The sequence below is a fragment of the Chryseobacterium daeguense DSM 19388 genome (genome assembly GCF_000430825.1).
Lineage (GTDB): Bacteria > Bacteroidota > Bacteroidia > Flavobacteriales > Weeksellaceae > Chryseobacterium > Chryseobacterium daeguense.
The window spans coordinates 144,481-169,106 of record NZ_AUMT01000002.1; the positions used below are offsets into that span (position 1 = coordinate 144,481).

22 protein-coding genes are annotated in these 24,626 nt (G+C 36.9%); 6 read left to right on the forward strand and 16 right to left on the reverse strand.

The genetic code is table 11. The features are described from left to right. Positions 1-258 precede the first annotated feature (258 nt). The 6 genes from mutL (at position 259) to H560_RS0103170 (ending at position 5,695) form a co-directional block, all read left to right on the forward strand. A complete protein-coding gene (gene mutL / locus H560_RS0103145) occupies positions 259-2,046 on the forward strand; it encodes a DNA mismatch repair endonuclease MutL (RefSeq protein ID WP_027378691.1) in 1,788 nt (595 codons plus the stop codon). Between the two features lie 2 nt (positions 2,047-2,048). Continuing rightward, positions 2,049-2,786, forward strand: coding sequence for a rhomboid family intramembrane serine protease (locus tag H560_RS0103150; RefSeq protein ID WP_027378692.1), 738 nt, complete (start codon positions 2,049-2,051; stop codon positions 2,784-2,786). Positions 2,787-2,791: 5 nt separating this feature from the next. After that, positions 2,792-3,781, forward strand: a complete 990-nt coding sequence (locus H560_RS0103155) for an endonuclease/exonuclease/phosphatase family protein (protein ID WP_027378693.1) — start codon at positions 2,792-2,794, stop codon at positions 3,779-3,781. An 80-nt stretch (positions 3,782-3,861) separates the two neighbouring features. Next, positions 3,862-4,836 carry an endonuclease/exonuclease/phosphatase family protein gene (locus H560_RS0103160; RefSeq protein WP_027378694.1) on the forward strand — a complete coding sequence of 325 codons (975 nt, stop codon included), beginning with the start codon at positions 3,862-3,864 and terminating at the stop codon, positions 4,834-4,836. Between the two features lie 4 nt (positions 4,837-4,840). After that, the gene (locus H560_RS0103165) at positions 4,841-5,191 is read left to right on the forward strand and encodes a hypothetical protein (RefSeq protein WP_027378695.1); all 351 of its coding nucleotides are present in this window, start codon (positions 4,841-4,843) and stop codon (positions 5,189-5,191) included. A gap of 57 nt (positions 5,192-5,248) precedes the next feature. Continuing rightward, the gene (locus H560_RS0103170; RefSeq protein ID WP_027378696.1) at positions 5,249-5,695 is read left to right on the forward strand and encodes a hypothetical protein; all 447 of its coding nucleotides are present in this window, start codon (positions 5,249-5,251) and stop codon (positions 5,693-5,695) included. A 26-nt stretch (positions 5,696-5,721) separates the two neighbouring features. Here H560_RS0103170 and H560_RS0103175 read toward each other — a convergent pair whose 3' ends face one another. The 16 genes from H560_RS0103175 to H560_RS0103255 all read right to left on the reverse strand — a co-directional run bounded on the left by H560_RS0103175 (position 5,722) and on the right by H560_RS0103255 (position 24,563). Continuing rightward, entirely contained in the window at positions 5,722-7,236 is a 1,515-nt protein-coding gene (locus tag H560_RS0103175; RefSeq protein WP_027378697.1) for a GH3 auxin-responsive promoter family protein, read from the reverse strand. Between the two features lie 387 nt (positions 7,237-7,623). After that, positions 7,624-8,034: a BrxA/BrxB family bacilliredoxin gene (locus tag H560_RS0103185; protein WP_027378699.1), complete on the reverse strand. Its 411-nt coding sequence runs from the start codon at positions 8,032-8,034 to the stop codon at positions 7,624-7,626. 432 nt (positions 8,035-8,466) lie between these two features. After that, on the reverse strand, positions 8,467-8,913 hold the full coding sequence (locus H560_RS0103190) for a GatB/YqeY domain-containing protein (RefSeq protein ID WP_027378700.1): 447 nt from the start codon (positions 8,911-8,913) through the stop codon (positions 8,467-8,469). An 87-nt stretch (positions 8,914-9,000) separates the two neighbouring features. Next, a complete protein-coding gene (ftsZ, locus tag H560_RS0103195) occupies positions 9,001-10,911 on the reverse strand; it encodes a cell division protein FtsZ (RefSeq protein ID WP_027378701.1) in 1,911 nt (636 codons plus the stop codon). A gap of 107 nt (positions 10,912-11,018) precedes the next feature. Continuing rightward, positions 11,019-12,401 carry a cell division protein FtsA gene (gene ftsA / locus H560_RS0103200; RefSeq protein WP_027378702.1) on the reverse strand — a complete coding sequence of 461 codons (1,383 nt, stop codon included), beginning with the start codon at positions 12,399-12,401 and terminating at the stop codon, positions 11,019-11,021. Positions 12,402-12,423: 22 nt separating this feature from the next. After that, positions 12,424-13,410, reverse strand: a complete 987-nt coding sequence (locus tag H560_RS0103205; RefSeq protein WP_027378703.1) for a cell division protein FtsQ/DivIB — start codon at positions 13,408-13,410, stop codon at positions 12,424-12,426. Next, entirely contained in the window at positions 13,407-13,670 is a 264-nt protein-coding gene (locus H560_RS21015) for a GxxExxY protein (protein WP_081413917.1), read from the reverse strand. Before H560_RS21015 ends, H560_RS0103205 begins: the two co-directional genes overlap by 4 nt. Positions 13,671-13,792: 122 nt before the next feature. Further along, on the reverse strand, positions 13,793-15,154 hold the full coding sequence (gene murC, locus H560_RS0103215; RefSeq protein WP_027378704.1) for a UDP-N-acetylmuramate--L-alanine ligase: 1,362 nt from the start codon (positions 15,152-15,154) through the stop codon (positions 13,793-13,795). A gap of 78 nt (positions 15,155-15,232) precedes the next feature. Further along, positions 15,233-16,357: an undecaprenyldiphospho-muramoylpentapeptide beta-N-acetylglucosaminyltransferase gene (murG, locus tag H560_RS0103220; protein WP_027378705.1), complete on the reverse strand. Its 1,125-nt coding sequence runs from the start codon at positions 16,355-16,357 to the stop codon at positions 15,233-15,235. Positions 16,358-16,368: 11 nt separating this feature from the next. After that, positions 16,369-16,611, reverse strand: a complete 243-nt coding sequence (locus H560_RS21020; RefSeq protein ID WP_034752152.1) for a hypothetical protein — start codon at positions 16,609-16,611, stop codon at positions 16,369-16,371. A gap of 12 nt (positions 16,612-16,623) precedes the next feature. Continuing rightward, on the reverse strand, positions 16,624-17,862 hold the full coding sequence (locus H560_RS0103230) for an FtsW/RodA/SpoVE family cell cycle protein (RefSeq protein WP_027378706.1): 1,239 nt from the start codon (positions 17,860-17,862) through the stop codon (positions 16,624-16,626). Between the two features lie 82 nt (positions 17,863-17,944). Further along, entirely contained in the window at positions 17,945-19,270 is a 1,326-nt protein-coding gene (gene murD, locus H560_RS0103235; protein ID WP_027378707.1) for a UDP-N-acetylmuramoyl-L-alanine--D-glutamate ligase, read from the reverse strand. A gap of 92 nt (positions 19,271-19,362) precedes the next feature. Next, entirely contained in the window at positions 19,363-20,604 is a 1,242-nt protein-coding gene (gene mraY / locus H560_RS0103240; RefSeq protein WP_027378708.1) for a phospho-N-acetylmuramoyl-pentapeptide-transferase, read from the reverse strand. A gap of 88 nt (positions 20,605-20,692) precedes the next feature. Then, positions 20,693-22,153 carry a UDP-N-acetylmuramoyl-L-alanyl-D-glutamate--2,6-diaminopimelate ligase gene (locus H560_RS0103245; protein ID WP_027378709.1) on the reverse strand — a complete coding sequence of 487 codons (1,461 nt, stop codon included), beginning with the start codon at positions 22,151-22,153 and terminating at the stop codon, positions 20,693-20,695. A 69-nt stretch (positions 22,154-22,222) separates the two neighbouring features. Further along, a complete protein-coding gene (locus tag H560_RS0103250) occupies positions 22,223-24,214 on the reverse strand; it encodes a penicillin-binding transpeptidase domain-containing protein (RefSeq protein WP_027378710.1) in 1,992 nt (663 codons plus the stop codon). Next, entirely contained in the window at positions 24,198-24,563 is a 366-nt protein-coding gene (locus H560_RS0103255; RefSeq protein WP_027378711.1) for an FtsL-like putative cell division protein, read from the reverse strand. The genes H560_RS0103250 and H560_RS0103255 overlap by 17 nt, the downstream gene beginning before the upstream one ends. Positions 24,564-24,626: the final 63 nt, after the last annotated feature.

A 24,626-nucleotide genomic window follows, 5' to 3' on the forward strand; every position in this document is an offset into this window, starting at 1 on the left:
TTGTTTGTGTTTTAATTTTTTGTTAACTCTATATATTTCGTTTAAATTTTAATATGTTAATCGTTGTTTTAATATAATTTTAATACGAAGCAGAAAATTTATAAAACGCTTGTACAGGTTTGTTTTTTTAATAAAACCATTATTTTTAAGCCAAGCTGTAAAATAATTAAAGCTAAATTCATCAGAACAGAATAATATATTTTATATTTTTATTTCCATTTTCATTTAACTATTTTTGTAAGTTGATTTACGTTTTTTATGTCAGATATTATTCAGCTTTTACCGGATCATGTGGCCAACCAAATTGCGGCGGGGGAGGTGGTGCAGCGTCCTGCGTCCATTGTGAAAGAACTTTTGGAAAATGCCATAGATGCTGATGCGGCTAAGATAGAATTGATCGTAAGAGACGCCGGAAAAAATCTGATCCAGGTGGTGGATGACGGAAAGGGAATGTCTGAAACTGATGCAAGAATGGCGTTTGAAAGACATGCCACATCCAAAATCAAAGGAACGGAAGATATTTTTAAAATTGCTACAAAAGGTTTTCGTGGTGAAGCACTGGCTTCCATTGCTGCTGTTTCCCAGGTTGAATTAAGAACAAAGCAGAAAGATGCAACCATAGGAACGAATATCTACATTGAAGGCGGAGTTTTTCAGTTTCAGGATCCTATTCAGACAGCAGACGGGTCTAATTTTTTGGTTAAAAACTTATTTTACAACGTTCCTGCAAGAAGAAAGTTCCTTAAGAATAATAATATCGAATTCAGACATGTTATAGATGAATTTCAGCGGGTTGCACTGGCCCATGAAAATCTTGAATTTTCTTTGTTTCATGATGATGAAGCTGTTTTCAGGCTGAGAAAAGGAAGCCAGATGCAGCGTATTGTGGATATTTTCGGAAGGAAGCTGCAGCCTCAGTTAATTCCTATTAAAGAAGATATTATCTGGTGTAAGCTTCACGGATTTGTTGCAAAACCGGAAGGTGCCAAGAAAACAAGAGGAGAGCAGTTTCTTTTTGTCAACGGAAGGTATTTTAAAAGTCCGTATTTCAATAAAGCGGTTCAGGAGGCATTTGAAGGCTTGCTTTTGCCGGGTTATATTCCTACGTTTTTCCTTTATCTGGAGCTGGATCCGGAGAAGATTGATGTTAATATCCATCCTCAAAAAACGGAAGTTAAATTTGAAGATGAACATTTGATTTTTGCCCTGCTTCGTTCCACTATTAAAAGGTCTCTGGGAATTTACAATGTTGCCCCAAGCCTTGATTTTGAAAGAGATCCGCAGCTGGACGAGATTATGCAGAAAACGTTCCCAAGCAAAAGCAATGGCGGAGGGAGCGGATTTGTAAAGATGCCGGAAATTATTGTAGATAAAGACTATAATCCATTTCTGGAGGAAAGAGGTGTAAAGCAGGCTGAAATACAGAATCTTGCAGAAATGTATCATCAGAATATCGCAGCAGAACCTTCGAAGATCAATTTATTTGAAGACGAAGACTTTGACGAAGACCTGATGAGGCTTCCAAATGGCTACTGGCTTTTCAATAAAGGCGACAGAACCCTGATGCTGGATCTTGGAAGAATGCACAGGCTGGTGGTTTCTGAAAATACAAAATCGGTGAAAAAAGGAACTACAAACAGTCATTCACTGCTGTTCTCTTTGGAATACCACATGAATGAGATTGAAAAGAATAAATACAAATCCATAAAAAAATACCTTCCGGAATTAGGCTTTGAAATGAGTATAGCCCATGAAAGTGTACTGAGAATTGACGCCGTTCCCGAAGGATTGAAAGAAACACAGGTCATGAAATTCCTGGAAAATCTTTTTGAAATTCTGGAATACAAAACGGAAGAAGAATTCCTGCAATACTATCAGAATCAGTGGAGTAAAATGCAGTCTAAATCCAGGTTTGATTTTATCTATAAAAAAGATGCGGAACAGCTGATCAAGGATTTCACGGCATTAGGCTTCCCGGAATTTTTACCGAACGGAAAAAGATGCTTCTTTGAGGTTCCTTTTAATGATTTTAAAAATAAGTTTTAGAGATGTTTAATAATATACCGCCAATTACTAGAAATATTATCATTATAAATGTTATCGTTTTTTTGATAGCTAATTTTGCATTTCCTCAGTTATATAATTCGCTTTCAGGATTTTATCCTTTCTCGCCTAATTTTAAATCATGGCAGATTATTACGCACATGTTTATGCACGGCGGATTTATGCATATTTTATTTAATATGTTGACTTTGTGGAGTTTCGGGCCTATTTTGGAGCAGTCATTGGGTGAAAAGAGATATTTGATCCTTTATTTCGCCAGTGGTTTGGGAGCTTTTTTCTTATTTAATCTTTGGAATTTTATTGAAGTTCAGCAAATTATTTCCGGCCTGGAAAGTTTGGGATTAAATGCTTCTGAAATCTATCCTAAAGCAGCGATCGGGTACTCCGGAAACCTGAACATTAGTGCAACTACACCGGAAGGGCAAGAATTGTCACAAAAGCTTTATGCTGTATTAAGAACACCAATGGTAGGAGCATCTGGTGCTATTTTCGGGGTTGTAGCAGCATTTGCAACATTATATCCTGATGCAAAAATTGCCATGATGTTTATTCCTATCCCAATGAAGGTAAAATATTTGATGCCAGTTGTTATTTTAGTTTCAATCTGGCTGGGTGTATCCGGAAATGCGGGAGGAATTGCCCATTTAGCACACGTTGGAGGGGCTTTAGTTGGCTGGCTTTTAGCCAGAAGCTGGAGAAAGCATATTTACAGATTTAATTAATTTCCGTGAAAGTCGTTCGTCTCATACTTTTGATCCTGCATTTATGGATTTTCCTGCTTTTATGCGGGATGCTGATGAATGCTTATGTTCCGCCAAAGATTTTCCCTTGGTTTAATTTACTTTCTTTGGGGTTTCCCGTTTTAATAATTGCTTATATTTTACTGACTTTTTTCTGGATTTTCAACTGGAAAAAAAGAGCTTTTATTTTTTTAGCATTGGGATTATTGTTCTTCAATTCTACCATTAGATGGGTAAATTATTCAATGAAAAAGGAGGAGGCTTCGGACTTGAAAATTGTTTCCTTTAATGCTAAAAATGGGGGTTTTGGAGTAAAAAATATAGAATCTTATGTTAATGGACAGAATGCAGATGTTGTTTTGCTGCAAGAATATGGAGGAAATAAGGAATATCATTTTGAAGGATTGGAAGAAGGCCCGAAAGGTCCGATAATTTCCATTTTTACAAAATATAAGATCATTGATCAGAAACAGCTGATTAACAGTGATTATTTTTACAACAATGCTTACGCAACACAAACAGATATTGAAATAAAAGGCAAAATTTACCGGTTTATCAATTTGTATCTTCAGCCTTTTAAGTTTGAAAAAAGCATGGTAAAGCTGGAAGGCAGCAGCGAAGAAGATGAACGGAAAATCAAAAATATTGTTAAAAGACTGATTCCTACTTTCAAGATGCATCAGGAGCAAATAGTATCGGTAAGAAACAGCATAGAAAATTCACCTTACCCTGTTATTCTCGCCGGAGATTTTAACTCGGTTCCCAATTCTTATGAATATTATCATTTGGTGGAAGATCTTCAGGATGCCTTTGTAGTAGCTGGAAAAGGCAGTGCAACAAGCTTTCACGATTACAAATTCCCGATAAGAATTGATTATATTTTTACTTCAAAAACAATACAGCCGGTGAGCTATAAAGTAGACCGTTCTGTGAAACTTTCTGATCATTATCCCGTTGTCGCGGTTTTTAAATTATAAATTTAAATCATAAAAAAAGTTAACATTTTTCTTGTTGGCTGGATTTTTGATGAAAATATAGGTGTTTTTATACCGTTTTCATGAAGTCTCGTCAGATATTGTTATTTATCCATATTACTGTAGCTGTTTTACTCCTGTGTACCTTAGGAAACGCATGGATTCCGCCTAATATTGCGGGTAAACTTAACTTACTTTCACTGGGTTTTCCTTATTTAATATCAGTTTATATCCTTTTAACGCTGGTTTGGATTGCAAAAAGACAAAAGATTGCCATTGCTTTTGCGTTAGGAATTTTGTTGTTTTATAACCCGATCAGAAGGTGGGTCAATTTCTCACCCAAAACTGAAAATTTAAAATCAGTAAGAGATATTAAAGTCATCACATTTAACGTAAAATATGGCGATTTCGGGTGGGGAAAAGTAAAAAAATATATCCGTGATCAGGATGCAGATATTATTCTTGTTCAGGAAAAAGATACCAACCGTGCCCTGACCCATGATATGGTAAAATACCCTTCCGTAATCTTAAAAACAAAGCATAAAATAGTGAGGCAGGAAGAGCTTATCACAGATAAATCCAGAGGAAATTCTTTCTACGCTGATGTAGACATCAATGGAAAAATCGTTAGAATTATCAACGTTTATCTGGAACCTTTCAGGCTTCACAAATCAATGCTTAAATATGACGGGCTGAGCAAGCAGGGCGGCAAAATCAATACGCTGCTTGCGCACATGATTCCCACATTCAAAGCACATGAAGATCAAATAAAAAAAATAAGAAAAGCCGTAGATCTTTCACCATATCCGGTGATTCTGGCAGGTGATTTTAATTCTGTTCCGAATTCTTATGAATATTATAATCTTGGAAAAGATCTTCAGGATGCATTTCTTACGACAGGAAACGGGAGCTCTTCAAGCTTTCATGACTATAAGGTTCCTTTAAGGATAGATTATATTTTTAGTTCAAAATCTATCATTCCGCTAAGCTATAAAGTAGATCAGTCTGTACAATTATCAGATCACTATCCTGTAATTGCAGAATTTCTGCTAAATTAGTTCCATGAAAAATTTATTTTTTACGGCTTTTATTATATCAGTTTTTATACTTTCCTGCTCCAAAAAGGAGCCTGCTGATTTTTATCCTTCAGACAGTGCAAAAGCCAGTTATGATACTGCAGCGGTAGATTCATTTTCCGCAGGAGCAACTTCTATAGATGTTGTCCGCCAGATCAGGATGTCTTCCCAGAAATATCAGGATTCTGTAAAAGAGGCTTTAAGGCTGCAGGAAGAAGAAAAGAAACTGAAGGAAGAGCTTGAAAAAGAAAACAAAAAGAAGGCTGAGGAAGAGAAAAAAGGAAAAGAGGATAATAAAAAGCAGACTCCTGAGCCGCCGGCTCCTGTTGCAGATTAATCAAAAATACTATTTAAAGCTTAATTACGTTTTTAAAAAAATAATAGATCAACAAGTATGAAAAAAAACATTTTATCAGCATTCATGATCGCGACTTTGGTTGTATCATGCACAAAATCAACTACAAAAACCGAAAAGGTTGAGAATCCTGACGGTTCTGTTACCACCACTACCACCACTGTTTCCGAAAACGGACTGGCGGTTGTAGATACTTCAAAAATTAATCAGGCAAAAGAAAATGCCCAGACAAAAATTGACGAAGCAGGAAACAAAATAGATATTGCAGCTCAAAAAGCGAAAGATCAGATCGATGAAACAGCCGACAAAACAAAAACAGATCTTCATAAAGCAGGGCAGGACATTAAAACCGAAGCCAATAAAGTAGGTAAAGATATCAAGCAGGGTGCTCAGGATGTAGGGCAGGATGCAAAAGAAGCCGCCAAAAAAGGAGCTTCTAAAGTGGAAGAAGCCGCTAAAAAATTAAAGGAAGATTTAAGCAAATAAAAAGAAAACCGCAGTTATTCTGCGGTTTATTTATTTAGTTCTAATAAAGGATCAATATATTCTCTGTCGTTGCTCAATCTTGGGACTTTATTTTGCCCGCCAAGCTTACCTTTGGATTCCAGCCACTGATAAAAGAGCTTTTCCTTTGCAATATGTACAATTGGCTTTTTCAGTGTAATATTATTGTAGCGTTTTGCTTCATAATCTGAATTTACAGCCTTCAAATGCTGGTCAAATGCATTCACAAAACGATCCAGATCATCTGGTTTTCTGCTGAATTCAAAAATCCACTCATGGGCACCGCTTTCATTCTGCTTCATGAAAACGGGGGCTCCGGTGAAATCCGTCACGCAGGCCCCGGTTTCTTCACAAGCTTTTGAAAGGGCAGATTCTACATTAGTAATCATCAGCTCTTCTCCAAAAGCATTGATATAATGTTTCGTTCTCCCCGTAATTTTTATTCTGAAAGGATTAACGGATGTAAAAATAACCGTATCTCCAATTAAATATCTCCATAGACCGCCATTGGTAGTTATAACCATTGCGTAATTCTTTCCGATCTCAACATCCTCAAGGCTTACCACCTTCGGATTGGAAAAATGGAACTGATCCATCGGAATAAATTCATAAAAGATTCCATAATCCAGCATCAGCAGCATTTCATCACTGTCTGACCTGTCCTGGATTCCAAAAAAGCCTTCTGAAGCGTTATAAATTTCGTAATAATTGATGTTTTTACCAATGATACTTTTATACTGCTCCCTGTATGGTTTAAAACTAATACCACCATGAAAGAACACTTCCAGGTTGGGCCACAATTCTGATATATTTTTAACATCAGTTTCCTTTAAAACCCTCTGTAAAAGAACCATCATCCAACTTGGAACGCCTAAAATACTTCCTACATCTTCATTCTTTACTTCGGATGTAATGGCTTTCAGCTTGCTTTCCCATTCGCCCATTAAAGAGACTTTTTTGCTTGGAGTAGTGGTAATTTCCACCCAAAAAGGAAGATTATCAATTAAAATAGCGGATAAATCTCCAAATTTCGTGTTAAAATCAGCATAAAGTTCGGAGCTGCCCCCCAAACGCAGGTTTTTATTAGTAAAAAGCTGATTGTCCGGATGGTTATTGGCATAGATAGAAACCATATCCTTCCCTGCTTTCATGTGGCAATATTCCAGGCTTTCCGTAGAAATGGGAATAAATTTGCTCTTGGCATTGGTGGTTCCCGATGATTTCGCAAAATGCTTGATATAGCCCGGCCAGCTTACATCTTTGTGCCCCTGTCTCGCTCTTTCGATATAAGGCTCCATTTCTTCATAGGTAACTACCGGAACTTTGTTCTTAAAGTCCTGATAACTTGAAATGGAATTAAAACCATATTTCTTGCCGTATTCCGTGTCTTCGGCGTGAAACAGCTGGGAAAATAATATACCTTTCTGTGTTTCAATAGGATGATCCATAAAATTCTGAATCTGGTCTATCCTTTGGCGGATAAACCAATTGACCACAGTATTGAAAAGTGCCTTCGTTGCCATTACAACAAATATAATAATAATTGGATTTTCAGAGAATTTTTTGTTGTGTTAAATAAAAATTAAAACTCTTTATCACTTTTTTCTTAAAATCTGAATTAATTTGTTTTTGGAATATTTAAATAGGCTTGCCATCCGGTACAAATCTAATAGGCTGAGTATAAAAGCAAGCTTTTTTCAAAAGTTAAAGGAAATGTCTGCAACCCTAGCCCGGATTGAAGCATTTGTTTGAGCTCATTCTTGGTTTCGGCGGCGAAGCCGCCGAAACCAAGAATGAGCGAGTGCGAAAAGCCGGAAATAGCTCCAAAATAATAATAAATGCAATGGTGATCAAAAACAAAAAAAACCGCTACAAAATGTAACGGTTTTCTATTTAAAATTGATTGTTTCTTAGCAATACTCATCGTAAGCAGCCTGAAGGTTTGCAGCGATTGCCCCTGCAGGGTTTCCTTCAATGTGGTGTCTTTCCAGTATATGTACCAGTTCTCCATCCTTGAAAAGAGCCACACAAGGTGAGCTGGGAGGGAATGGAGCTAAATGCTTTCTTGCCTCTACTACGGCTTCAGTATCAAAACCTGCGAAAACAGTTGTAAGATGATCAGGTTTTTTATCTCCTGTCAAAGAATATACAACACCCGGTCTTGCCGCTCCAGCCGCACATCCGCACACGGAATTGATTACCAATAGAGTAGTTCCTGATTGTTTTAATGCTTCTTCTACCTGACTTGGAGTTGTCAGATCTTCGAAACCTTTATCTGTAAGTTCAGCCTTCATAGGCATTACTAAATCTTGTGGATACATATTTTTGTTTTTAAGTCTGTTGCAAAGTTAAACAATTCTTTACTTTTCTTCAATATATAAAAACTATCAGTGCTTTTTGAAATTGATAAAGATCGTATGTCGATTATTTAAAAATATTTTGATTTTAACAAATTAAATTAATCAATATTTGATAATTTTTATTAAATTTGAAATGATTCTGAAAAACAATGACCATGAAAAAACATTTACACACTTCCCTCAATGTTAATAATCAGTTTAATTTATTGAATAAATAATTTTAAATTGAGCACATTATCAGGAAAATAAATGAAGCCCGAAACGTTACGTCTCGGGCTTCTTTAATCAAATCGATATGCAAAGGTTGAATATCCTTGTAAAATAGTTGACGGTGATTGGTTCCCGGTTGCTAGTTGTTGATGTGGCTATTAACTGGAAATTATCAACAAGCAACTAAGAAAGTAGCTTTTTAGCCATCTCGGAGATACTTTTTCCGTCAGATTTCCCGGCTAATGTTTTTGATGCTACTCCCATTACTTTCCCTAAATCTTTCATGGATTCGGCGCCGGTTTCAGCGATAATGTTTTTCATTTCTGCTTCCAGCTCTTCTGCGGAAAGCTGTTTTGGTAAGAATTGCTCTATGATTTTCATCTGCGCCTCTTCCACTTCCGCAAGGTCATTTCTTCCCTGCGCAGTAAACTGATCATAAGAATCCTTACGTTGTTTTACCATTCTCTGAAGAATAGCAATTTCCTGCTCTGCTGATACTTCTGCACCAATAGCTTCTGTTTTCAGCAGTAATATCTGAGATTTTACAGCCCGAAGAGAGTCCAAAGCAACTTTGTCTTTAGCTCTCATCGCTGTTTTTATGGCTTCGTTTATTGTATTTTCTAAACTCATAATTTTAATTTGTATTAACGTAAAACGTATTAATGTATTAAAGATTAACTATGTAAGTAAGCAATGAAAATCATTAATACATTTATTTTAGTCTACATCCTTATTCAAAAATCTGTTTTCTCTGATCTGCATGTTTCCGTCGTTATCAGACAGATAAGTATTGATATTCTGGTCTGAAGCATTAGATCCGTCCAGAGAAATGTTTTTTCTCTTGAATGCAGGCACAGATTCGAACTCACTTGAGCTGTCAAAGTTTTGGTAACGGGAGTTGAATTCTTTTAACTTATTTCTGCGTTCCATTACTCTGTCCTGATCCACGGTCTTATTCACGAACGTAAATTCTGATTCAGCTGTTTTCGGAGCTTCCGTTTTTTCTTCAACAGACGGCTTAGGTTCTACTATAGGCTCTTCTTTTAAATGCTGAAAGAAGTGCTCTACTTTCTGTAGAGGTTCTTCCGTAAGCTGGTTCACCCCATTAGAGGTTGTAAACTCTGCTTTTGGCTGTCCGAAATCAGTTTTTGGCTCGCTTTTAACGGGCTCATTTACAAAAAAGCTGAATTCTACAGGTTTTTCTTCCGAAAAAGAACTTTTAACAGCATTGGACTGTGGTTCCTCTTTTTTAGTCTCAAAATCAAATTTAAAAGATTCAATTTCCAGATCATTCGGGTCCTCTGCTTCGTCTAAAGAAAACAAGTTGAAAGATTCTTCCTGCTCTTCGTTTCTCCAGCTCTGAGCCGGATTGTCCAGCGTATCCTCCTCTTTATCAAAGAATTTTATTTCTGTTTTTATTTCCTCCTCCTCAATAATCATTTTTTTTTCAACAGCTGAAGAACTGAACTGTGGAGCATCATTGTCTTCATCATCCAGCCTGAAAAGGTTTTTCCCTCCAAAATCATGATTATTATCGGAAGTTATTTCTCTTTCTTCTCTTGTTTTAAAGGGTGATTCCTTTGGGCTGTCGAAACTGTCATTTAAGCTTATTTTGATCTTTTCAGTAGGTCCCGAAAATTTTTTATTGTCATTGGAAAATCCGGTTGCAATTACAAGAACGCTCACAGAGTCGCCCAATTCTTCATCAGCTCCAACCCCGAAAATGATATCCGCAGTATTTCCCGCTTCTTTTTGGATATGATCCATAATGATACCGATTTCGTCCATCGTAACCTCTTCTACACCGCTTCTGATCAATAACAGTACATTTTTAGCGCCTGTAATCTTATTATCATTCAATAATGGGGAATCAAGGGCTTTCCTTACCGCTTCTTCGGCTTTGTTTTCACCTGAAGCCACGCCAGTAGACATCAATGCCGTTCCGGAATTCTGAAGTACAGATTTAGCATCTCTAAAGTCAATGTTTACATCAAAGTAACCTGTAATAACTTCCGCCATACCTTTTGCAGCGTTGGTCAAAACTTCATCGGCCTTAGAGAACCCCTGCTTGAACCCAAGGTTCCCGAATTGCTGTCTTAATTTATCATTATTGATGACAATTAATGAGTCAACATTATTTCTTAGCTTGTCAAGTCCATTTTCTGCCTGCTCAAGTCTTCTTTTACCTTCAAAGCTGAAAGGAACTGTTACGATACCTACCGTAAGAATACCCATGTCTTTGGCTACTTTAGCAATTACCGGAGCGGCACCTGTTCCCGTACCACCGCCCATTCCGGCAGTGATGAAAACCATTTTGGTATTTTGCCCCATCGCTGCTTTAATGTCTTCAATGCTTTCGATAGCGGATTTTTCTCCTACTTCCGGGTCTGCACCTGCGCCCAGCCCTTCCGTGATGGATGTACCTAGCTGTACCTTGTTGGCAACAGGGTTATTATCTAAAGTTTGAGCATCTGTGTTACAAATCACGAAGTCTACCCCGTGAATCCCTTTTTCGTACATGTGCTTCAGGGCATTGTTTCCGCCGCCTCCTACACCGATTACTTTGATGATCGATGAATTTCCTTTTGGCAAATCAAATGAAAATCCTTGTGTACCTATATTTTCCATAATTAGTTCTTTTAATAATTCATAATTGATAAGCGTGATTAATGATTTTATTTCATGTAATAGATTTAATAATCATCAACTATCACTGATCTTTTATCATTTATATTTTATTCTACTTCTTCAAAGAATTTTTTTACTTTTTCCATCAGCGACTGCCCGAAAGTGAGTTTTGCCGCTCTTTTTTGTTGCTGTTCGCTTGCTGTTTCCTGATGCTGAACGGTCTCTGCCTGCTGAACATTCTCAACCGGGGCTGCTGCCGTTTCAGCTTTTGGCTGGGACTGGGCTTGTTCCTGAACAGGTTCTTCTATTTCAACATTCTGTTTTTTGTCCCTGATTTTTAAACTTTCCATTAATAATCCAATAGAAGTCGCAAATTCCGGACCTTTAAGATATTGATTTTTATCGTTCGCAATATATTCATTTGCAAAGCCAATCCTGCTGTCGAAACCTGTTGTATAATTAGCAAGCTGTCTAAGGTGCTTCAGATTTGATCCACCCCCCGTTAAAACAATTCCTGCAATCAGTTTTTTCTTTTGCTCGAAGGCTCCGTAAGCTTTTAATTCGGTATTTACCATTTCAAGAATTTCTTCTACTCTGGCGTTGATAATCTGTGCCAGGGTTTTTAATGAAATTTCTTTATCCGGTCTGCCGTGAAGCCCCGGAATGGTAACATACGTGCTGTCTTTCTCCAATTCAGGAACTGCAGAACCGAACTTAACCTTTAATTGCTCGGCATGCTTTTCAATAATTGAACAGCCTTCTTTAATATCTTCGGTAATAATTCCGCCTCCATAAGGAATTACACAGGTATGACGGATAATATTGTCTTTGAAAATAGCAATATCCGTGGTTCCCCCACCGATGTCTACAATAGCTACACCGGCTTCTTTTTCTTCTTTCGTAAGAACAGCTTCTGAAGATGCTAATGGCTCTAAAGTAAGCGCTTCCATTTCCAAACCTGCTTCACGAACACATCTTGCAATGTTTCGGATGCTGCCCATCTGGCCTACAACCACGTGGAAGTTAGCTTCTAAACGTTTTCCGTGCATTCCTACAGGCTCCTGAATTTCACCTTCGGAATCCACTTTATATTCTTGTGGAAGTACATGGATAATTTCTTCACCGGGAAGCATGACCAGCTTCTTGACCTGATCTTTCAATGCTTCAATGTCATCATCTGTAATGAATTTATCCGGATGTTCACGCATAATATAATCGGAGTGCTGCAGGGAACGGATGTGTTTCCCGGCAATCCCCACCGTTACTTTACGGATAGGAACTCCAGCGCTGGACTGTGCTTCTGACACGGCAGCTTTGATTGAATTAATGGTTTGCGATATATTATTCACAATACCTTTGTGAACACCAAGACTCTTAGCCTTCCCAACACCGAGAACTTCTATTTTCCCGTGTGCATTCCTCCTTCCGACAATCGCGACAATCTTCGTTGTCCCGATGTCCAGACCTACTGAATACTCTTGATTTTCCATTTGATTATATCGATTTGATTTTTTATTCTATTTTAACTTTTGCTTTTGTCTTCGGTTTTGATGCCGTAGGTTTCTTCTCTGTTTTTTTAGTTTCCTTTCTGGCTGTTGCCTTTGGTTTGCTTTCCTTCGGTTTTACTGAAGTTGAGACTGGTTTTTTAGTTTTAGTTTCTTTTTTCGCCTCGGCCGTTTTTGTTTTGACTGCGGCTGTTTTTTTGACAAATACCGGAGCTGGGACTTTCGCCAATTCTTTGTTTCCGGCCTTTAAAATGCTGTCATTTTCTTTAAAATACGGGTTTAAAGTGGTTACAATCTGGTTCTGATATTTTACAGAAACCATGCTGTATTTCTGTGGATCCTGAAACACAAGATATTTTTCCACAAAAGTTTTAAATCCTTTTACTTTAAAATCAATATTATCCAGATCTCCAAGCTCAACTTTATAATTTCCTTCGCTGGTCAGAAGATTATAGTCTCCATTGTCTTTAGAAATCCCGATAAAATATTTTTTGCTGAAATCATCTTTATCAATTTTCTCCACCAGCTCGGCCAGCTTTTCATATTCCTCTTTTTTCACATTTCCTGTCACCAGTATGCAGGGGTGTGAATATGTTTTTGAAATTGGAAATTCTACTCCTTTTTCATCTACATAAAAATCTCTTCCTTCCTTATTTAACCTGAAAACCGGAACTCTTTGCTTAATGTCTAAGTTGAGTTTTCCATTTAGGTTTAAATAAACATTCGCACTGTCAACTGCCGGAAGGTTATTAATTTTCTTTTCCAGTGCCGGGATATTAAGGTCTCCTACTTTACCTGAAGGATTCTCTTTTTTTACAATCTCACGGATATCTTTCTCATCAATGAAATACACCGGAGTTTTTTCATTCATTTTTACAGAAATTTTATTGTCCGTAATCTTCTGACCGCTGAATTTCTTCAAAGAGAAACTCAACAGAAATCCTAGAATGATTACTGTGATGGCAATTTTTAATATTCTGTATTTATTTTTCATTTTGTTTTTAAACTTTTTAACGCAATGCTCGCAAAAGCTTTATTTTCAATCAATAAATCTACTCTGAATGCTTTTTCAATTATCAATCCCTCATAATTTACGCTAATATCTTTTTGACTCTCAATACTTAGCCCGGTATTTCTCAATTCGTAAATCAGGCATTGCTCATAAACATTTTCATAAAGTCCTATCCCAAGTTTACGATGCACTTTCATTCCTGCATCAAAAACAACTATATTTGATATTTCATTTTCTGTCATATTGTGTTTTTAATTACTCTGAAATGATATTTTCAGCTATCATTTGCTGAGTGAAACGCCTTTGCGAACAGAAAAATATGCAGCATTTATAAATTTTCGTTGCGTTCGTTGCGTTAATTTATTTATAAGTCATTTTTCATCCACTCACAAATAGGATCATACAGCGTATCAATATTTCCTGCTCCTACTGTAAGAAGTATGTCAAAATCTTTTTCTTTTATTTTATTGAAAGCTTCATCTAATGTTGAGACTTCCTTTTTATCTAATACAACTTTGTCTAATAACCAGCTTGAAGTAATTCCTTCAAAATTTTCCTGAAGCTCTCTTGCAGGATAGATATCTAGTAAAATCAATTCATCGGCCTGGCTAAGGCTTTCGGCAAATCCGTCTGCAAAATCTCTTGTTCTGCTGAAAAGATGAGGCTGGAATGCCACCAATAGTTTTTTTTCAGGGTAAAATGTTCGAATCGAGCTCATCACCGCATTAATTTCTGTGGGATGGTGAGCATAATCATCGATGTAAATTTTACCGTTTTCGTATCTGTGTTTGGTATATCTTCTTTTAATACCTTTAAAGTTGGCAATCGCTTTTTTCAGAGTTTCGAAACTCACTCCAAGATTGCTTAAAATTGCCAGTGCAACCGTAGCATTTTCCACATTGTGAATTCCCGGAATTTCCCAGATAAAATCTGTTATTGTTTCAGTTGGAGTATGAAAATCAAAGTAGATTTTATCATTTTCCATTCGAAGGTTATCTGAGTAATAATCAGCCACTTCGTTTACTGCATACGTAAGATGAGGTCTTCCGATTTCAATTCCTTTTCTTACAAAAAGCTGTTTATCTTCCGGAACTAATGCTGCAAATTGTCTGAAACCTTCTTCAATGGTATTTTTATCCCCATAAATATCCAAATGATCTGCATCTGTAGAAGTGATAACCGCCCAATCCGGAGACAGGTTCAGGAAACTTCTGTCATACTCATCTGCTTCCACAACAGAATATTGCGAGCCGTTGTAAAGGAAATTCGATTTGAAATTCTCAGAGATTCCTCCTAAGAAACATGAGAATGGCAAATCTGCTTCTTTACACAAATGAGCAACTAATGTAGAGGTTGTTGTCTTTCCGTGAGTTCCCGCAACTGCAATACAGTCTGTATTTTCAGTGATTAAACCTAAAACTTTTGCACGTTTTAATACTTCAAACTGATTTTCATTAAAATAATCTAAAATCCCCAGTTTTTTAATCGCCGGAGTATAGATTACCAAAGTCTCTTCCTTTTGAAGCGAAGTAATTCTTCCGTCAATAACGTCTTCAAAAACAATATCAATTCCTTCGTTCATTAAAGCCGTTGTCAACTTTGTGTTGGTTTTATCATAGCCCAAAACTTTCTTGCCCGAAGCATGGAAATAACGCGCCAAAGCACTCATTCCGATACCTCCGATTCCAACGAAGTAAAAATTTTGATATGTTTCTAAATTGTTCATTTATATTTAAAATTAAAAGATTAAGTAATTAAGGTATTTAGAGATTTGAAAATATCTTAATCTCTAAATTTTTTAATCCTACTTTATTATTTTAAAAATCTCATCCACAATCTCTTTTGCCGCATTTGGCTTGGCAAAATATTTAAGATTTTCAGACATTTCTTTTCTCACACTTTCATTTTCGCAGATTTCTGAAAGTGTATTCCAGAATTTTTCCTGCATTTCAGAGTCTTTTACCATTCTGGCTGCGTTTTTTTCCACCAGATTCATGGCGTTTTTTGTTTGATGATCTTCCGCCGCAAAAGGGAAAGGCACCAGTAAAACGGGTTTCTGCGCTACCGCCAGCTCTGAAATGGCAATGGCTCCCGCCCTTGAAACAATGACATCGGCCGCAGAATAAGCTGTTTCCATGTCTTTGATGAATTCTTTTATTTGAATGGATGATGGAAGTTGGGTGTCGGAAGTTTTTTTAGCTTCGCTATTTTGGCTTCCAACAATTTCTTCATAATCCAGTTTTCCGGTTTGCCAGATCAATTGATAGCCTTTTTCTTTTAGCTTATCTATATTTTCTTTCCAGCCGTTATTCAATGTTCTTGAGCCTAAAGATCCACCAACAGATAAAATTGTCAGTTTATCTTTATCCAGACCCATTTTTTCTTTTGCCTGAGCTGTTTCCTGCATTCCTGAAACGATACTTGAACGAATCGGGTTACCCAGAAACTTTATTTTTTCAGCCGGAAAACCTTCCACTTTCGGATAGGCTGTGAATACGGCTTTTGCTTTTTTACTTAAAATTTTATTCGTTACCCCTGCATGTGCATTCTGCTCTTGAATAAAAATAGGAATTCCCAGCTTGCTGGCTTCGTACAAGGCCGGCCCGCTTGCAAAACCACCTGTTCCAACCGCAAAATCCGGAGCGAAATTTTTAATGATCTTTTTAGATTTAGATAAACTTTTTAAGATTTTAAAAGGCAAACCTAAATTTGACAACATATTTCCTCGGTCGATTCCGGCAATGTCGATCCCTTCAATCTTATAGCCGGCCTGCGGAACTTTTTCCATTTCCATTTTGCCGTTGGCCCCAATGAACAAAAACTCTGCATCAGGAAATCTTTTTTTGATTTCGTCTGCAATAGCAATGGCCGGGAAGATATGACCTCCTGTACCGCCGCCTGATAATAATATTTTTAGTTTTTTGCTCATTTTATTAAATATTATGCTGTCGGTAAATTCTCAAGTAAGTCAATAAAATCGACATATACCCAAGCCTCAATTTTATCTTCAATTAGTTTTATTGAGATTTCTCCAACATTATAAACAGAATCATTAAGCTCAATAATTTCTGTAGATTCTAAATTATAAGATTTCAAAAAATTGATCATCTGTTCGTCGATATCAAATATCGACAAGTCTTCTAAACTTTTGTTGTTAATGAATCTTATTAATTTTATTTCCATTTTGTTATGGTTTTAAGCGATATCGTTAATTTCGGCTACGCTTTGTTTTTTTCCCATTCCTTCTTCATCGTAAATCTGAATTCTTGAGCTTATATTTAAAATAATCCCCAACTGCAAATATGTTACCAGCATTGATGTTCCGCCATAGCTTATCAATGGCAGCGGCTGTCCGGTTACCGGAATCAGATTTACTGCAACGGCAATATTTACAGAGAGTTGTATAAAAATCATCACACCGAGACTGAGAACGAGCAGGGAGCCGAAAAAAGCAGGCATCTTACTGGCTATCATTACAATCCGAATAATCATTATTAAATATAAACTTATCAGGAAAGCGGCGCCTATTACGCCATATTCTTCAACTATTACGGCAAAAATAAAGTCGGATGCAGATTGTGGCAGCATTTGTTTCAATGCACTTTTTCCAGGTCCCATTCCGGTAATTCCACCATGAACAATGGCTGCTTTTGCCTGCATTACCTGATAATTTTTGGCTTTTACACTTTCATCATCTACATCGGCTGTTTTTGCTTTGCTTGACGTAAATGTTTCAATACGGCTCATCCATGTATGAACACGGTTTCCGCCAATTAAATTGGTATTTAAAGCGATCAGTAAGAACATAACAATCGCAATAAATGAAGCAGAAATGAATCCCGCAATATACTTCCAGTGTAACTGCCCGATAACCAAAACAATAACTGAAACCATCAGGATCATTAAAGCCGTAGAACCATTATCCTTCGCCACCAATACAAAAACAAGTAAAATAGGCCCGAAAATGTACATAATGTTCTCAATCGGAAGCCTTTCCCGTGTTATTTTCTTGGTTAAATAACGACACAGGTAAATAACCAGCATTAAAAAAGCAAAGGAGGAAGGCTGAAAAGAGATTGGTGTACCCGGAATTTTCAACCATCTGGAAGCACTCGCACCATCTATTGTCTGGCCGGTAAACATGGTGATAACCAGTAAAATAACCATTAAGCCAAGCAAAATGCTGCTGAGCTTTCCGATATATTCATATTTTACGGTTCCCACTATTCTCATAATTGCCAGACCCAGCAGTACAAAGAACATATGCTTCATTACGTGACCCGTTGTGGTCCCGTTATTAACAATATATTCCAGGTTTGAACTTGCAGAATATACAGGGAAAATAGAGAAAATGGAGATCACAAGAATGACCATCCAAAGTACTTTATCGCCCTTCAGAAATTCAAATCTGCTGTCTGTGTCTTGTTCGTTCATACTTTTGTATTCATGTATTGATGTACAATGTATTCATGATAAAAAGGTCATTAATACGTTAATACATTACTACTTTTTACAATTATTTTAATACCTGCTCCTTAAACTGTTTTCCCCTGTCTTCATAGCTTTTGAATAAATCAAAGCTTGCACAGCATGGCGACAATAAAACCGTATCACCATTCTTTGCGAGTGATTTTGAAATCTTCACTGCATCTTCCATGCTTGAGGTATCATAAATAAACTCCTTTTTATCTTTAAAGAAATCAATAATCTTATGGTTATCAATTCCTAAGCAGACAATTGCTTTTACTTTCTTTTTAACTAAATCCTCAATCTCAGTGTAGTCATTTCCTTTATCCAGGCCGCCTACAATCCAGACTGTTGGTGTTTTCATGCTTTCCAGAGCGTAATACGTTGCGTTTACGTTGGTAGCTTTACTGTCATTGATGTATTTTACGCCGTCAATTTCTGTTACAAACTCCAGTCGGTGCTCCACCGCCTGGAAAGTCATTAGTGAATTTCTAATGCTTTCATTGTTGATTTCCAATATTTTACCCGCAATTGATGCGGCAAGGCTATTGGCAACATTGTGGTTTCCTAAGAGCGATAATTCTTCAATTTTCATGGAAAAATCATCTTTTAATTTTACCTCAATTTTATCTTCATTAATAAAACCTCCTTCGGACAATTTTACTTTTGTTGAAAAAGGAATCATTTTCGCTTTGATTTCCAGCTTTTCAAGGATGTTTTTACTCATTTCATCATCTTTATTGTAGATAAAGAAATTGTCATTTTCCTGATTTTCAGCTATTCGGAATTTCGCCAGAGCATATTCTTCATAATTGTAATTATACTGATCCAGATGATCCTGAGACAAATTCAACAATAAAGAAATATAGGGTCTAAAGTTTTGAATATCATCTAACTGGAAAGAGCTAACCTCTAATACATAATATTCATAGTTTTCATCAGCAACCTGCTTTGCAAAGCTGTAACCGATGTTTCCTCCCAGACCTACATTTAATCCGTCATTTTTTAAAATATAATAGATTAATGAAGTTGTAGTTGTTTTCCCGTTGCTTCCTGTGATTGCGATAATCTTTGCATTCGTAAATTCTGAAGCAAATTCTATTTCAGAAGAAAGCCTGATTCCTTTCTCATGAATTTTATTAATAATATCTGCTTTCTTCGGGATTCCCGGACTTTTCACAATCCATTCTGCATTGAGGATTCTTTCTTCATCGTGGTTTCCTTCTTCAAAATCTATTTCATTATCTGTAAGAAACTGCTTATAGTTATCCTTAATGGCTCCTTTGTCTGAAAGAAAAACTTCCAAACCTTGTTTTTTAGCCAAATAAGCAGCTCCGCAACCACTTTCACCACCTCCTAAAACAACTATTTTCATATTAATAAAAATTAAAAGATTTAGAGATTAAGAAATTCAGTAGAGATCGTAATTTATTAATCTCTAAATTTCTGAATTTTTAATCCTATTTTTTATCTCATTTTTAATGTAATAAGACATATAATTGCCAACATAACCCCTATGATTATCATTCTGTTGACGATTTTGCTTTCATGAAAACCGCCCTTCTGATAATGATGGTGTAATGGTGACATTCTGAATAATCTATTGTTTTGAGCATATTCCAGCCCGAATTTTCTTTTTCTATATTTAAATACAATTACCTGCAGCACTACAGACAGGTTTTCTATTAAAAATATTCCGCATAAAACGGGGATCAGCAATTCTTTTCTTAAAATAATCGCCAACACAGCAATTACACCACCCAGCATTAAACTCCCTGTATCTCCCATGAAAACCTGTGCCGGATAGGTATTATACCAGAAAAATCCGATCACTGCACCCACCATTGCGACCACAAATATGGTGGTTTCACCCATGTTTGGAAGGAACATAATGTTCAGATAATCAGCGAAAATGATATTTCCGGACAAGTAGGCAAACAAGCCAAGCGTCAATAAGATGACTGTGCTTGTCCCTGCCGCAAGCCCGTCAATCCCGTCTGTGATATTCGCTCCGTTTGAAACAGCCGTTACAATGAAAATTACAATCGGGATAAAAACAATCCAAGCCCATTCATGTGCATCTTTATCGTTCATCCAGAAAAGGATTCCACTGTAGTCAAACTCGTTATTTTTAGCAAAAGGGACAGTAGAAACGGTAATTTTTTCTGTAGGCATAAAATTCTGCTCAACATTATTTCTGTTCACCACTTTTGCATCTGCATATTTTCTTTTAACGGTAATGTCAGGGTGAAAATACATTGTAACTCCGACAATTAACCCTAAACCGACCTGTCCTACAATCTTGAATTTACCACTTAATCCGTCTTTATTTTTTTTGATTTTCTTTAAATAATCATCCAGAAAACCGATGGCTCCCATCCAGATAACCGAAACAATGAGAAGCACAATATACACATTGGTAATTCTCGTAAACAGGAGCACAGGAATCAGAGTAGCAATGATGATGATAAGACCTCCCATGGTAGGAGTTCCTTCTTTTTGCTTTTGCCCGTCTAACCCCAGATCACGGACTAGTTCTCCCATTTGTTTGGCTCTCAGATAGTTGATAATTCTTTTTCCAAAAATAAGAGCAATCGTTAATGAGAAAAGCACCGCGATCCCAGCTCGGAAAGAGATGTACTTCAACATTCCCAATCCGGGTATGTGGATTCCGTGGCTTGTTAAATATTCGTATAGATAGTATAACATTTCCTATTTAATTTAAAGATTAAGAAATTAAGCTATTTAGAAATTCGTAATGTCTTAATCTCTGAATTTCTAAATTTTTAATTTATTTTTACTTACTCATTAATTTCCAAAGCTCATTGATCGTTTCTTTGTCGTCAAAATGATGTTTCACACCATTAATCTCCTGATAGGTTTCGTGTCCTTTGCCGGCTACGAGAACAATATCCTTAGGTTCTGCAAACTTTATCGCCATTTTTATGGCTTCTTTTCTATCCGGAATTGAAGTGTATTTGCTGAAGTTCTGAGGTTCAACGCCTGCTTCAATTTCTTTTATAATCGCTGCCGGATCTTCCGTTCTTGGGTTGTCCGAAGTTATAATTGCCAGTGTAGACTTTTTCGTGGCAATATTTCCCATTTCAGGTCTTTTTGAGTGATCTCTGTCACCTCCGCATCCGAAAACTGTGATTAATCTTTCGTTTTTTGTTCTGATGTCATTGATGCTGTCCAAGATGTTTTCCAAAGCATCAGGAGTATGCGCATAATCTACGATGAAGAAAATTCCGCCATCGGATTTGAAGGTCTCAAACCTTCCGGAAACTCTTTTCAGCTGACTGATGGCCTGTAAAATTTCATCCTGTTCAAAACCAAGCTCAGAAGCAATTCCGAACACCAATAAAAGATTGTAAACATTGAATTTTCCGGTCAATGTTGTCCAGAATTCTTTTCCGTTGAAATTCAAAAGCATTCCGTTGAAATCAACTTCCAGTAATCTTCCGTGAAAATCTGCCATGGTTTTCAAAGCATAAGACCTTTTCGCAGCTTTTGTGTTTTGAAGCATGACATTTCCGTTTTTATCATCTACGTTGGTGATGGCAACGGCTGTATCTTCCAGCTGATCAAAAAATCTTTTCTTCGTTTTTAAATATTCATCGAAGGTTTTATGATAATCTAAATGATCATGGGTAAGGTTGGTAAAACCTGCGATTTTAAAATGAAGCCCTTCAATTCTGTTTTGAGCAATTCCGTGCGAGCTCACTTCCATGAAAGCGAAATCACAGCCCTCTTCAACAGCCTGCGCCAAAATTTTGTTAATGGTAATCACGTCCGGGGTTGTATGTGTTGCAGGAATTACCTTTTCTCCGATTCTGATTTCAACGGTAGAAAGTAAAGCAGAATCGTAGCCCAAGTTTTTAAATACATCAAAAAGAAGAGTGGAAACAGACGTTTTTCCGTTGGTTCCTGTAACTCCGATCAGTTTTAATTTTTCAGAAGGATTTCCGTAGAAATTAGAGGCTAATTGTCCTAAAGCTTTAGATGAATCTTTTACTTTAATGTAAGTAACGTTATCATTTAAATTTTCCGGAAATTCTTCACAGACGATTGCTACTGTGCCTTTTTCCACTGAAGATGCAATAAATGAATGTCCATCCACAACCGTTCCTTTCATTGCGATATACAAGGAGCCTTCCGTAACCTTTCTGCTGTCGAAAACCAATTCTGAAACCTCACGGCTGTCATCGCCATGAATTTCTAAAACCGGAATTCTTTTTAATAATTCAATTAATTGCATTCTTTTTCTTTTTCTGCTCCACAAGTTTTACTTATGGCTATTGATATTGAACCCTTCGGGTTCTCTAGTTTAATTCTGCAGAGACAAATAAATTCTCTGATTTTTACTTATCGTGGTGCCTTCCAGCGGGAACTGTTCTTTTATTCTTCCCACTCCTTTATAGTCGACACGGTAGCCCAGATTTTCCAATTGCGGGATTACGTTTTTCCCGATTAATCCTACTACGCTTGGCATCTGCTTATTATTTACTGCTATTTTTACATTAGGCTCAACCATTTTATTAAGGTTTACCTTTTTGTCTACAAGCATTTCTTTTTCAATATTTTGTGGTGTTTTCAGGAATGTTTTTCCTGCAATTTCCTTAAACACCGGCGCGGAAACTGTTCCTCCGTAAAATCCTTTTGCAGTATTTGGTTCGCTGATCATCACGTAGCATGTAAACTTCGGATTATCAGCAGGATAGAAGCCTGCAAAAGATGCCCGATACTTCATGGGACCAGGAAGCCAGTATTCAAATCTTGCGGTTCCTGTTTTTCCTGCCATTTTTAGATTCGGAGTGAAAATGCTTTTTCCTGTTCCTTTTTCTACGGCTTTTGTCAAGGCACTGGTCATCATTTTAATTGCCTTTTCGGAAGCCATTTTTTTAACAATTACTTCAGGTTTTGCACTGTACATTACCTTTCCATCCTTCATAATTTTATCGATGAATAAAGGCTTAAGCATTTTTCCTCGATTCGCAACACCGTTGTAGAACGTTGTCAGTTGTAATAAATTGATGTTTGATGAATATCCGTAGGCAATTGATGCCAGTGTAGCAGCGTTCCATCTTTTATTTTCCGGTGTTACGATTTTCGGTTTTGTGATTCCCGGTAGCTCGATGTTCATTTTATCAAATAATTTCCATCTTTTTAAATGATCAAGAAAAATCTGTGGCTTATCGGCATAATATTTTGTGATTAATTTTGCCGTTCCTACGTTGCTTGATTTTGCTAAAACATCGCTGATATCGTACGTTCCGCCACCGTGGCCGTCAGAAATCCTTTGTTTTGCATATACCCAGACTCCGTTTCCAACATTTACAGTTGTATTTTCATCGATGAACCCATCATCCATTGCCGCCAGCAGGGAAATTGTTTTAAAAGTTGATCCCGGTTCGATATTATCTTTTAAGGCATAATTGTAAGAATCTTCATATTCGCCCTCATCGGTTCTTCTTAGATTAACCATCGCACGTACCTTTCCGGTTTCCACTTCCATGACAATCACGGTTCCGTGCTTTGCTTCAAAATTAATCAGCTGTTTTTCTAAAGCCGAATGTGCAATATCCTGAATTCTAAGGTCTAATGTAGTGTATACATCTTCTCCGTCAACCGGTTCCTGAACCTTCCAGTAATCAATTGGTTTCCATTGAGATGAGTTGATTCTCTGCTCTAATCTTTTTCCGTCTGTTCCTCTTAAATATTTTGAGAAAGCACCTTCAAGTCCGGAGCTGTAAACTCCGTTATCCATTCCGATAGTTCCTGCCCCGATTTCAGAGGTGGCCAGTTCCCGCTTATAATTTCTGTCAACAATGAAACCGCCTTTGTTTTTACCCCTTTTAAAGATCGGGAATTTGCGGATTCTGTCATATTGGTCGAAATCCAGCCCTTTTACCAAAGTATAATACTGGTTTTTCTTTTTTCTCTGCTCGTCAAACTTCTTTCTGAATTCTCCTCTTGATTTTCCGAACATTTTGCTTAAAGAATCTGTTAAAGCACCAATATTGTTGGTGTAAACAGTATCTTTCATCGTTTTGAAATCCAGATAAATATCGTAACGCATTACCGTAGTGGCCAGAATAGAGCCATCCGAAGCGAAAAGATTTCCGCGGGCAGCCTTCAGTGTGGCTTCACGATAGTTTTTATTAATGTAATCGTCCTTAATTTCCTGGACATTAGTGTTTTGAAGAATCACAATTCTGGTCAGAAACAGGACAAACACGCACAAAGCTACCACTGCAAAGAGGTAGCCCCAACGTAATGTTTTCTTACGCTTGTTATCGTATTCATTTTGCTTTTGCATCTGTACTGTCCAGTTTTATTAGCAGTTTATGAGGATGGTTTTCCAGGGTCATTAATGAATCCTTGGCCACTTCTTTCCCCAGTTGAGATTCCATTTTTACTTTGATCAGCTTACTTTGTGCGTAAGCGTTTCGGGATTTATATTCTTCCGTTTCTTCTTTTAAAGCGTTAACGATTTTAATTTTTTTATTAACCAGATGGTTACTGTAAATCATGGCCATCATTAAAACAAACAACAAGAGAAAATACTTGTAATGTACTTTGATCTCATCACGATTCAGGAAATTTCCTTTTATAATATCTATAAAAGTAAGCTTCTTCTGAGGGCGATATGTTGTTCTTTTTGCCATTTGTTTTTTGTTGGTGGTTGTTTGTTGCTTGTTGTCAGATCTAAAAACTAACAACTATCAACC